The organism is Microbacterium sp. PRF11 (assembly GCF_031844085.1).
Lineage (GTDB): Bacteria > Actinomycetota > Actinomycetes > Actinomycetales > Microbacteriaceae > Microbacterium.
In genome coordinates, this window is the sequence record NZ_JAUZUP010000001.1 from 596,242 (window position 1) to 607,457 (window position 11,216).

An 11,216-nucleotide genomic window follows, 5' to 3' on the forward strand; every position below is an offset into this window, starting at 1 on the left:
GACTGATGACTCTCGAGGAAGATTCGCGCCTCTGGCGCGCGGCTCGCGGCGAGCCATTACAGGGTCACGTTCTCATGGAATCGGCTGGCGGCCTGACCCGATCGACCGTCGCGTCACAGGTCTTTCGCCATGGATTGCAGAGGAGGTGTCGCGGCGGAAGACCCGACCCAGCGTCTAACGATCTGGGCCGCATACAGGACGTCACGGTGACTTGAGTGCGAGGCGTACAGCGTCTTCGCCCGCTCGCCTCTCCGCTGGATTTTCAACGCGAAGTAGTCGCCCTGGTTGTTCATGAGCACCCCGAGGAGCCACCCGCCCAGCCCCGAGACCCGGCCGGGCCACACCGCTTCGATGTCATCACGCAGAAACCGGCGACTGCGGAGGAAACCGCGCGCGACCAGCACGTCCTCCCTCAGCTCGACGCCCCACCAACCGATTCGGGCGACAAACACAGCGACGACGAGAGCCGCCGCAGTGAAGGGAACCACGAGAAAGGCAGACGGCGTACCTGATGTGAGCCCCTGCGAGTTCACCGCCTCGCCGAGTGGCGCAAGCAACACCACGAGAAGCAGCCCCGCGACGGGCGCCGAGAGAAGGTTCCAGATCCGGAACCTGCGGCCCAACGACCACACCTGGCCCCGCGGCGGGCGTTTCGTGGCCTGGCGAGCGAGAACAGATCGTGGAGGATTCATCAGCACAATCACGCTCGCGCCCCAGACGACCAGAACAGCTGCTTCGATCGGCATGTCGATACCGAACCGGTATTCACGGCTCGACGAGATGAGAAGGATTCGAACGAGCAGGATTCCCCCTGCCCCCGCACCGAGGAGCGAGAACACCGGCCACCAGGTGAAAACGGCTCTCCACAACCGCGGCGGCACCCAACCCCCTGTGCGAGTTCCGCCGCTGCGACGTTGTGACATGTCGCGAGCGTAGACCCACGGTGGCGACCTGCTGATCGCGGCCTAAAGTATCCGGCCGGACGCCGCCAGCACCCCCACCAACCCCTCCCGCAGATCGCGCACGAACTCCCCCGGCATCTCCAACGCGGGAAAGTGGCCACCCGCCTCAGGCGCCCGCCACCGCACGATGTGGCGGAACCGTTCCTCCGCCCAGGACCGCGGATGCTTCTCGATGTCGTGCGGGTAGGTCGTCAGGGCCGCAGGCACCGTCACCCGCAGGCAGGGGTCGAGCGACTGGTGACTCTCGAGGGAGATCCGCGCGGCCGACGCCCCGGTCGCGGTGAGCCAGTACAGGGTCACGTTGTCGAGGAAACGGTCGCGCGAGATGGTCTCGAACGGTGAGTCGACCGTGTCACTCCACTCGAAGAACTTCTCGAGGATCCACGCGAGCAGCCCGACGGGCGAATCGACCAAGGAGTAGCCGATCGTCTGCGGCGAGGTCGCCATGACCTTCGCGTACGCGAGACGGTTCCTCTCGAAGGCGCGGGTGTGCTCGACCCATTGGCGTTCGGTCTCGTCGAGCACGTCGAAGCTGAGCCCGGGCGGTGCGATCGGGGTTGTCGTGTGGATGCCGATGACCTGCGCCGGAAACCGATCACCGAGCGCGATGGTGATCGGCCCACCCCAGTCGCCCCCGTGGGCGAGGAAGCGGTCGTACCCAAGTCGGCGCATGAGCTGAACCCACGCGGCCGCGATGCGTTCCGTACCCCACCCCTCTTCGGCGGGCTTGTCGGAGTAGCCGTACCCCGGCAGCGACGGCACGACGACGTGGAACGCCGGGGTCTCGCCATCTTGAGGTTCGGCGAGCTCGTCGATGACGTCGACGAACTCGGCGACGCTCCCCGGCCAGCCGTGGGTCAGCGACGCTGAGTTGTCCGGTCAATTCTTCTGCAATACGTGTCAACTCGTGTACGACCGCTCGGTCGAATGCATGCCGGCGCTCGTTATCCCGCGCGGCGAGGGCGTGATCCAAAACCCGCGACGCCATCGGTCCGACTACCGGGACGGCGTTCAGAGTGAGCCCGCCGGCGAACGCGAGGGCGTCATCGGCGGGTTCGTGTGGAGGAACTAGCGAATTAAGGTCCGACACAGCCTTCCTCATGTCGGATGACGCGATCACTGTAGTCCGCTGACCCAGCCCCCTACCACGGTCGAGCTGAATCCCTCACCATCTCGTGCTCTGGTGCACGTAGTGACCGGTGGCGCGTCCCAGCGCCGAAAGCCACGCTTCGTTCGTGACGCCATCGGGTGGATCGTGCGATACCCGATATCCCACGATGTTGCTCACGACTCTTGAGTCGTAACTCCCGAATTGAGCACGTTCAGCGGCATGTCCGTCGACACCGCGTGCGTCGACTCCCTCGGTTGTGATCGCCAGACCGTTCGAGACAAGTTCGATTACTGGGCTACCGCTCAGCCACGCTCCGTCTGCCGCCCTCCTGGCCAGGATCGCGTCGCCCACGACGCCCGCGAGATTCTCGAAAAAGACTCGGACGGAAAGTTCTCGAGATCGCGAGCCAAGCCCTTCGGCGATCATGGCTTCTTGAAGCTTCACAAACACGTCTTCTGGGGACTCTCCTTCCACCCACGTCGCCATTGCCCTCCGATGCGCTCGACCTGCGTTCTCGTAGCTGAGGGTGAGTGTGCGCGTGCGGCCTGGACCATCGGGCACGAGGGTGGTCACAATTCGCGGCGCAGAAAGCCCGTCGCCAGCCGGGACGATGACCTCGACGCCCCGCGTGGACCAGGCATCCTCCCCTTGACGAGGACGCGCCAGAGCGTTGAGCGCATCGGCGTCACTCAAAGCGGAATGGAGATTCTCGAATGAACCGGACTCGCCCACCTTGGCAGCACGCGTAGCCACTTCGTCAGCAACGCTGTTCTGCCTGTCGCGCAGACGTTGGTCCAGGTCGTCGAGTCGAGGCATGAGGGCTTCGACCGTCTGCTCGGTTGCCGCCTTTGCTGCGCGCGTAGCTGCTTCATCCGCCGCGTCTGTCGCGACCTTTCGCGTTGTAACCCGCACTCTGTTGACGAGGACGCGCTCCACCCAGACCAGACTGGAGGCGAGGAATATCGTCGTCCCGAGGTTGACGATGGCCGACGCCCAATACGCATCGGGATCTTCCTCTCCGAAAAGCAGAGACCCAAGAACGGTGACACCGACTCCGACGAGGGCAATCGTGATTGCCAGGCCCCAGCGAAATCGCTGCTTCGGTTCGGCGTCAGGGTGCGCACTCGGGGGCGTCATGCTCAGAGCCTTTCGTCCGTGAGGGAAGAAGCTGTCGGGTTGCGATTGCGCGCGGGCCATAAGGCTGACGGACCTGACACGGGTGGACGGCACTCATCTCGTATCGCGCGCGGCATTCGGAGCCCGATAGATGAACGGCGGTCAGTCGAGCGCCTCGGCCAGATCGACCTTCTCGCGAAGCTTCGCGATGGGTCCACCCCAACTTTGGTGCCTGAAGGCCCACTGTCCGGCGACGACGCTTGGTGACACCTCGAGCTCGTCCGCAATGGCACGAATGTGAGCCGTCGTCGTAGCGGCTTCAAGGGCTGCATCAAAAGCGGGTGGGATTAGATGTGTCGCAGCGAACTTGTTTGCGACCGCCTCCTGGGAGTCGGCGTCATCATCAGCCTTCATTCCGTGGTCTACAAAGGTGCTCCTCTTGGGATGAAAAAGAACATGCGCGATCTCGTGCAAGATGGTGAACCACAATCCGTCAAGCGATCTGTGGCGACTCGTGACCGCAATCAGGGGTGTCCCGTTAATCCAGCGAGAAACGCCGCTTATCCGTGTATCGGGTACTTCTGGCACGAAGACGAGAATGACTCCTGCGTCAAGCAGCAGTCTTTGCGCCTCGGGGAACGCGGTACTGATCGGTCGCTGGGTCAGCTGAGGAATTGCCTCCGCCGCGAGGCGCAGCTTCGTTGAGTCGAACGGAGGTGCGCTACTGATTTGGTCGGCGGCATGCACCTCTGACAGGCGCAACCATAAGGCGGTGAGGTTCCCATCGATCTTGAACAGCTGGCTTCGCTTGTAGGACGCTTGCGGCTCGAGCCAGGTCTTCTCGAAAGCCTTCTTAGACACGACGCCGAAGAATCGGAGCAGTTTATCTGCGACCTCCGCCCCTGTGTCGGACTGGTTGATGACGCCGCGCTCGACCAGAACTCGGCGAGGGAAGCTGTCGGCCCAGTCGGCGAAGTCTGCGAGACCTCTCCTCTTGTGTTCGCGCGCTTCGTGGGTCTGGTATGAGGCGTCCAGTCGAGACCACATTTCCGCGGGGGTGCCGAGAACTTGCTCAAGCATCACGGCGAAATCCGGGGAGAGTGGCGCGGTCCCCTTGATGACGAGATTGATGTGTTTGGTACTCAATCCGGTGCGTGCGGCTAGCTGAGCTTGGCTGATGGAGCGTTCGTCTAGCTCGCGCTGAAGGATGCGCCCGGGTCGCGGGGCGAAGTCGAAGCTGGGGTCTTGAGCAACGTAGGAAGTCATGGTTTCCGGTCAGCTCGTGCGCCGAAGGATGGATTCTCCACGGATGTGGAGGTCTCGTATGAGCAGCGCGTCGGTAGTTGCGTGGTCGAGCAGCGAGGCTCGATTGCTGACGGAGCGCGGAACTCCCGCGGGGCTGAGTGGGCGTGCGTGCATGTCAACCTCCTCGATCGAAAGGGCTAGCGTCCCCGCCTGCACGTCCATACGAATGCTACGGAATGCCGCGAGGCTACCCAGTTGCGGTGCTTGCGTGACGAGGTAGAGGAGATCCTCGGCTGCCTCGGTCTGGTCGCCGGCGACCGAACGGAGGCGCGCACCAGAGGTGCAGTAACCCTCCAGGCGGGGGCTGATCCAGGCGATGAGCAAGCTTTACCTCATAGGTAAACGGGAAGTCGTGTATGATGGGGTTTACCCGACAGGTACATGCTACCCGAGTCCAGCCGGACGAAGGGGCAACACGCTACTCAATCCTCACTTAGGAAGGAGGGTCGTCATGACCCCCACTGCCCCCACCCACCTGCAGATCACCATCAACGGCAAGACCTACAAGACTCACGACTCCGACCAGGAAGCCGCATCCCTGCTGCGGCTCGCTGGAAAGGACCCGAAAACCTACGACCTCTTCGTGGTGAAGAAGAACGGTGTCGAGGAGCGGGTCAAGGACAACCAGATCATCAACCTCGATGACGGAGACCGTTTCGTCACCCGCCAGAACCTCCGGTTCACGATCGACGGTGAGGCCTTCCGCACCTACGACGACGACCAGGCCGCATCCGCGCTGCTGCGCCTCGCCGGCCTCGACCCCGCCACCTTCGACCTCGCTCGCGTGGGAAGTCCTACCTCGTTCCGCGCCGACGAGATCGTGACCATCACCGACGGCGACGAATTCGTCACCGTCAAGCACGTCGGAGGTGTCGCATGACTGAGGTGCAGCCGCTGTCCGAGGCGTCCCGGCAGTTCATCGCTGACATGACTGCCGCGGGCGCCCCGGCGCGCGCCGACGGCCCCCGCATCCTCTACGACATCGTCGCATTCGGAGGAAGTCTCGCAGGTCAGACCATCACGACCGGCGTCAGCATCTCCGAAGTCCAGAGCTGGCCGGCCGTCCCGCCTCACTGGATCCACCTGCCAGCGTCAATCCAGTTCGCAGAGACCAACATGGACGACGCGGACTGCGCACCCGGATACAAGAGGCACTCACGGGACTACAGCTACACCGACACTTCGATCCACCCGGCCCGTGCATGGCTGAGCCACGTCCGAGGCTTCGTCTCAATCGCTATCCCCGGAGCGGCCTGACATGCGTTACTCCGTAGCAATGAGCGGCGACACCGAAGCCGCGATGCGTGATCACCTGATGCGGGAGGATGGGCAAGAAGACGTCCTCATCGCGACCTACGTCCTGTCCACGGGCGTTGAACGCACAACGGCATTAATTCGGTCGGTCATCCTCCCCCGCGAGGGCGAGCGTCATGTCCACGGGAACGCCTCGTTCACCAGCGCGTACGTGCTACGCGCTGCACACGAAGCGCGTCTCGCCGGGCATGGACTCGTGCTCCTGCACTCTCACCCCGGCGGTCGCGGTTGGCAGAAGCTCTCACGGACCGATCGCGAGACCGAATCGGAATACGAAAGAGTCGCCCGCTCCGCTACCAAGATGCCCCTACTCGGCATGACGCTTGGTGGCGCCGACACGGCGTGGTCTGCACGTTTCTGGTTTGACCGGTCGAAACCCACCTGGGCGGAATCCGTCCGATCTGTCTCCTCCATGCTGGCGATCACGTGGAACGACGAACAGCGCCCCGCGCCCAGGATTACGAGGGCTCAAGAGCGCACAGTGTCCTCCTGGGGAGACCGCGCGCAAGGCTCCCTCGCCCGACTCCGTGTTCTCGTTGTAGGAAGCGGGAGCGTCGGTCTCGACGTCGCTCAACGACTTGCTGCGACAGGACTCATCACCGTCGGCGTGATGGACTACGACGCCGTCGAACACCGAAACCTCGATCGGATGATCGGCGCCACCCGGTTGGACGCCGCACTCAACCGCTCAAAAGTGGACGTCGCGGCTCGACTGATGAAGTCAGCCGCAACCGCCGACGTGATCGAGGTCAGACGTCACGAGGTCAGCATCACCGACTCCGTCGGGGTCAACATCGCTTTGGACTACGACGTGATCTTCTCCTGCGTCGACAGGCCCTGGCCACGTGCTGTACTCAACGGGATTGCCTACGCCGACCTGATTCCCGTCATCGATGGCGGAATCGCGCTCACGACGTTCCCCGACGGCCGTATGCGCAACGGTATCTGGCGGACACATACCCTCACCCCCGGCAGACCATGCATGGCATGCCTGGGACAGCTCGTCGCCGGGGACGTCTCGCTCGACAAACTCGGGCTGCTCGAGGATCCTGAGTACATTGAGGGCGCCAATAGGGAGGCGCCATCGCACCAGAACGTGGCCGCCCTCTCCGCGAGCGTCAGTGCGTCGCTCTTGGCTCAATTTGTGAGCTTGACGGCGCACCCCGGCGGACGCGGGGCGCCCGCGCCCCTGCACTACGTGCTGTCGACCCACACCCTTCTTCACTCCGATGCGTCATGCGGACCGTACTGTGCGTACGAAAACGCTACTGGGGCAGGGGACCGCCGCACGACGATCGCGGAGCATCGGGATGACTGGCGTGCGGAGGTCATTGCGCGCAGAGCCAAGAAACAACCAATCCACCTCCGAATCCTCTCCAGTCTTGAAGGTGCGCTCCAACGCGCCCTGCATCGACTCCGGTAACAGAGTTCCCTACCCCGTGACCCTGCGGAGTAGGGAACTCGACCGCTGCCGATTGCCGAAAACCCCACCCCTTCACACCGGAAGGTAGCGCTGGAGTGTCGCGGTCGCGGGCTCCTATCCATGAAACCGGGCGATGACGGCTTCAGTCACGATGGCCGGTGCGCGACACGCGTCATGGACCGTTGGCTCAATACGTGGCACAATAAGACGCGCTACCCGTAACGACGGGTACGGAAGAAGGCCTCAGAAACCCAGCCGGACGACTGGATCTGGGGCCCTTCGCTTTTCATGGCACGGGCGAGTCCGCTGTTCGGTGCTGGAGGATGATCGTCTCTTCGAGTGCTTCCAGGTGCGCCGGCTGGCCCAGTTGGGCGGAGTTGATCGCACCGAGTAGCACGTCTGCGATCCACAGCAACGGTTCATCCCCGCCTTTCTGGTGACCAATCCGGACACGACGATCGAGGCCCTGGTCGCTGAGTTTTCGCGCGACCGAGGCATAACGCTCGTGGTTGATCAGTGCTTTGCGCTGATCGACCCTTTCCGTGTCGGCATCTCTCTGCTCCCCAATGTCGCGGTCGAGGGTCTCAGCTGGGATACCGGGAAAACGTTCGGTCTCAACGAAGACAAGCTGGGGTTCATCGTGTGCTCGCCAGACCTGCGCGATCGGCTTGCGCACCGACTGAAGATTCTCCAGTTTGACGTCAGCCGCCGGTTGAAAGTGCTCTTCCGCGAGATCCTTAGACGTGCGAAGAGTGATGGCTACCCGAACTACCTGTCGGAGCGGGCGCGCGCGAACGTCGAGATTGCGGAGGCGGTCCTGGTTGGAACCGGACTGCAGCCGCTGATTCCCGACGCGGGAAGCTTCCTCCTGCTGGACACGGTCGGTCACCGCGCGAGCGCCAGTGCGCTCGCCGCCGCGCTGCTCCAGACAAAGTCGCTCGGGGTCATCCGTATCGACAGCTTCTTCACCCCTCAGCCGCCGGCGTTGCATGCTGATCGATACATCCGCCTGGCGATGGCGCGCGAACCCTCCGTAATCGAGGAGGCGGCGCGGCGTATCGCCTATATCGCGCGTTGAGTGGCATGAGCGGTTCCGGAACCTTCAAAAAAAAGAAGACCACCCAGGGTGAATTGTCGGTAATAGTCGTGTTCAGGGGGGCAAAACGCGCATAGTCGATAATCGCGTTATGTCAGCCTGCAAACTCATCGCACGGCATCCCGAAGGGAATTATCGACGTGCGCATGCGCGCAGGGATGGCCGGAGAGCGAGGCTGTCGCGCAGGTAGGGCGAGTGAACGTCCCAAAGACGAACCACGGCCGCGGAGCTGATCGCTCAGCTGGGCGCGCAGAGCGCAGCCGCCAGAGTGGCTGAGACCAGCAACTGGGGATCATGGGCAGCGAAAATCCATCCCCTCCGGGGGTGGTTGCGTGCTTGGCGTTCGGCTTCAGGATCGGCGCGGCGGGTCAGCTTCGGCCGAGGAGACCGCGCCGTTTGTTGATGGCTCTCGCCTCGGCAATCAGCGCCGCTTCGGAGGTGTCGTAGAGCTGACGCAAAGCGTGCTCGAGGATCTTGGCGCCTTTGGCGACATCGGCGATCGACATTCCTGAGGAATGTGTGCCGGAATTGCCGATCCACTTGACTGCCATAAGGGTCTCAGCGACGTCCGGTCGGCTTGCCTTCAGTATCTCCACTCGGTCGTGCGCGGAAACGCGCCGTCGCTTTCCCTTTTTGATGGTAGTGCGTTTGACCTTTAGGGCGGTCAAGAGCTCCTCGACACCGAGCCGAAGCTGTGTGGCGGCGGAATCGGGGCTTATCCAGACCACGGCTGAGGCCGTGTTGATCGCAGTGACCACTTCGACAGGTGTTTTCTTGGGCGTGAGGAGCAGGGGCGGCGCCGGGTTCAGGTAGCGAACACGAAAGCGCTCGAACAGGGTGTCATTGCCATCATCGGGGTTGGTGCCCCACACCGAATCCCAGTCGCCCGCCATTGCGACGAGCCGGCCACAGTCGTGGTTGTCGCATTTGAGTGACCCGACGAAGGTGCCAGATTCCTCTTCCCATCCCACTTCGCCGCGCTTGAACAGACGTTCGTGTTCGACAGACTCAGGGTCTCCCAAGACTTCGTATCTCTCAAAGCTGAGCGCGCCCTCCACGCACTCCGAGCACCGGACCTTCGGCCATTCAGATTTGGTGACCCAGTCGCTCAACTCCGATAGTTCCTTCGCCATGCGATGAGCGTAACGGTCCGACCCAATCCCCCGGACTTAGCGCGACCGCGTGGCCCGCTGCGCGCGGCCTTTCTCGTACACGAGTGCCACTCCCCCACCCGTGCGGAAATTGGTGCGAGGACAACCGGTAGCGGATCTTAGGTCGGCCACTGCCGCCCACTCTCCCACATCCCACCGGCCCCACCCGCCCATGTAACGCCCACGTAAACTCCCCCTCTCCCCCACCCCCTCCCCGGGTGAGACAACCGTTACCTCCCCGCCCCTCCCGACGCGGTCCCGGGTAACGCCCCCTCCCTACGCTGACGGCACGCCCCGCCCATGCGAGGCGCTGCACCTCCCCCGCATCGCCCAACGGAGGACTCCCGTGACCGTCACCGACCCGCGCCCCGAAACCGCAACGCCGCCCGCGGCCGCAACCGAAACAACGGAACTCCGGCACCGCCCCGGCCGCTGGATCGACAACTGGAACCCCGAGAACGCCGAGCAGTGGAACAGCGTGGGCAAGGCCATCGCCTCCCGCAACCTGCGGTGGTCGATCTTCGCCGAGTTCCTCGGGTTCGTCGTCTGGCAGCTGTGGTCCGTCGTCGTCGTCTCGCTGCCGGCCGCCGGCTTCCAGCTGTCGACGGGTGAGATCTTCTGGCTCATCTCCATGCCGAGCCTGGTGGGCGCGACGCTGCGCATCCCCTACACGTTCATGGTTCCGCGGTTCGGCGGCCGCAACTGGACGATCGTCTCCGCCGGCCTCCTGCTCATCCCGAGCATCGGCCTCGCCATCGCGGTGTCGAACCCCCAGACGCCCTTCGGCCTCCTGCTCCTGATCGCCGCGTTCGCCGGATTCGGCGGCGGCAACTTCGCCAGCTCGATGTCGAACATCACGTTCTTCTACCCGGCCGCGCAGAAGGGATACGCCCTCGGACTCAACGCCGCCGGCGGCAACCTCGGCGCCTCGGTCGCCCAGTTCGTCGTCCCGATCGTCATCACCGTCGGCGCCGCGGCAACCCTCAACCTGCCGCTCGCGGGCCTCATCTGGGTGCCGCTGATCCTCGTCGCGATGGTCGGCGCCTACCTGCGCATGGACAACCTCTCTGCCGCGAAGGCCGACATCACGGCATCCCTCGCCGCCCTCAAAGAGCCGCACATGTGGGTGCTTTCGCTCCTCTACATCGGCACCTTCGGCTCGTTCATCGGCTTCGCGGGCGTCTTCCCGAAGCTGCTCGCCGACACGTTCCCCGACTTCAAGGGGATCGCGATCGGCACGGCGACCGTTACCCTCGCCTTCCTGGGCGCGCTCGTCGGCTCGCTCGCCCGCCCCTACGGCGGCAAGCTCGCCGACCGCTTCGGCGGCACCGTCATCACGATCGGCGCCTTCACGGTGATGGGGCTCGGCATCCTGAGTGTGATCCTCACCCTGCCGATGCAGAACTTCGCGATCTTCCTGCTGTGTTTCCTGGTGCTGTTCGCGGCGGCGGGCATCGGCAACGGCTCGACCTACCGCATGATCCCGACGATCTTCGCCCTCAAGGCCAACGGCGGCGTCGGCGCGCAGCGCAAGGCGGCCGCGGCCCTCGGCCTGATCTCGGCGATCGGCGCGTACGGCGGCTTCTTCATCCCGCAGCTGCTCGGTTTCTCGAAGACGACGTTCGGCTCCTACACCCCCGCGCTCGGCTGGTTCGCCCTCGCCTACGTCGCGTTCCTCGCCCTCACCGCGGGCGTCTACCTGCGGATGTCGAAGAAGACCGGAACGCGGATCTGACCC

Annotated in this window: 10 protein-coding genes; 5 read left to right on the forward strand and 5 right to left on the reverse strand. The window is 63.9% G+C overall.

Features of this window, described 5'->3' with window-relative positions:
• Positions 1 to 113: 113 nt before the first annotated feature.
• The 4 genes from Q9R20_RS02800 to Q9R20_RS02815 form a co-directional block, all read right to left on the reverse strand.
• Positions 114 to 923: a hypothetical protein gene (locus tag Q9R20_RS02800; RefSeq protein WP_311247907.1), complete on the reverse strand. Its 810-nt coding sequence runs from the start codon at positions 921 to 923 to the stop codon at positions 114 to 116.
• Positions 924 to 965: 42 nt separating this feature from the next.
• Positions 966 to 1,823: an alpha/beta fold hydrolase gene (locus Q9R20_RS02805; protein WP_311248396.1), complete on the reverse strand. Its 858-nt coding sequence runs from the start codon at positions 1,821 to 1,823 to the stop codon at positions 966 to 968.
• 304 nt (positions 1,824 to 2,127) lie between these two features.
• Positions 2,128 to 3,210 carry a hypothetical protein gene (locus Q9R20_RS02810; RefSeq protein WP_311247908.1) on the reverse strand — a complete coding sequence of 361 codons (1,083 nt, stop codon included), beginning with the start codon at positions 3,208 to 3,210 and terminating at the stop codon, positions 2,128 to 2,130.
• A 141-nt stretch (positions 3,211 to 3,351) separates the two neighbouring features.
• On the reverse strand, positions 3,352 to 4,455 hold the full coding sequence (locus Q9R20_RS02815; RefSeq protein ID WP_311247909.1) for an ImmA/IrrE family metallo-endopeptidase: 1,104 nt from the start codon (positions 4,453 to 4,455) through the stop codon (positions 3,352 to 3,354).
• Between the two features lie 490 nt (positions 4,456 to 4,945).
• On the opposite strand from Q9R20_RS02815, the gene Q9R20_RS02820 reads away from it, so the two are divergent.
• The 4 genes from Q9R20_RS02820 (at position 4,946) to Q9R20_RS02835 (ending at position 8,309) form a co-directional block, all read left to right on the forward strand.
• The gene (locus Q9R20_RS02820; RefSeq protein ID WP_311247910.1) at positions 4,946 to 5,374 is read left to right on the forward strand and encodes a hypothetical protein; all 429 of its coding nucleotides are present in this window, start codon (positions 4,946 to 4,948) and stop codon (positions 5,372 to 5,374) included.
• Positions 5,371 to 5,751, forward strand: coding sequence for a hypothetical protein (locus tag Q9R20_RS02825; protein WP_311247911.1), 381 nt, complete (start codon positions 5,371 to 5,373; stop codon positions 5,749 to 5,751). The genes Q9R20_RS02820 and Q9R20_RS02825 overlap by 4 nt, the downstream gene beginning before the upstream one ends.
• Positions 5,752 to 5,770: 19 nt before the next feature.
• The gene (locus Q9R20_RS02830; protein WP_311247912.1) at positions 5,771 to 7,231 is read left to right on the forward strand and encodes a ThiF family adenylyltransferase; all 1,461 of its coding nucleotides are present in this window, start codon (positions 5,771 to 5,773) and stop codon (positions 7,229 to 7,231) included.
• A 436-nt stretch (positions 7,232 to 7,667) separates the two neighbouring features.
• Complete coding sequence (locus Q9R20_RS02835; protein ID WP_311247913.1) at positions 7,668 to 8,309, forward strand: aminotransferase class I/II-fold pyridoxal phosphate-dependent enzyme; 642 nt, start codon at positions 7,668 to 7,670, stop codon at positions 8,307 to 8,309.
• 386 nt (positions 8,310 to 8,695) lie between these two features.
• Here the strand turns inward: Q9R20_RS02835 and Q9R20_RS02840 are convergent, their stop codons facing one another.
• Positions 8,696 to 9,460, reverse strand: coding sequence for a DUF4145 domain-containing protein (locus Q9R20_RS02840; RefSeq protein WP_311247914.1), 765 nt, complete (start codon positions 9,458 to 9,460; stop codon positions 8,696 to 8,698).
• Between the two features lie 364 nt (positions 9,461 to 9,824).
• On the opposite strand from Q9R20_RS02840, the gene Q9R20_RS02845 reads away from it, so the two are divergent.
• Entirely contained in the window at positions 9,825 to 11,213 is a 1,389-nt protein-coding gene (locus Q9R20_RS02845; RefSeq protein ID WP_311247915.1) for an MFS transporter, read from the forward strand.
• Positions 11,214 to 11,216: the final 3 nt, after the last annotated feature.

Coding starts and splice junctions, on each gene's coding strand:
- Q9R20_RS02820 (WP_311247910.1), top strand. CDS start 4,946: ATGACCCCCACTGCCCCCACCCACCTGCAGATCACCATCAACGGCAAG.
- Q9R20_RS02830 (WP_311247912.1), top strand. CDS start 5,771: ATGAGCGGCGACACCGAAGCCGCGATGCGTGATCACCTGATGCGGGAG.
- Q9R20_RS02815 (WP_311247909.1), bottom strand. CDS start 4,455: ATGACTTCCTACGTTGCTCAAGACCCCAGCTTCGACTTCGCCCCGCGA.
- Q9R20_RS02840 (WP_311247914.1), bottom strand. CDS start 9,460: ATGGCGAAGGAACTATCGGAGTTGAGCGACTGGGTCACCAAATCTGAA.
- Q9R20_RS02810 (WP_311247908.1), bottom strand. CDS start 3,210: ATGACGCCCCCGAGTGCGCACCCTGACGCCGAACCGAAGCAGCGATTT.
- Q9R20_RS02825 (WP_311247911.1), top strand. CDS start 5,371: ATGACTGAGGTGCAGCCGCTGTCCGAGGCGTCCCGGCAGTTCATCGCT.
- Q9R20_RS02800 (WP_311247907.1), bottom strand. CDS start 923: ATGTCACAACGTCGCAGCGGCGGAACTCGCACAGGGGGTTGGGTGCCG.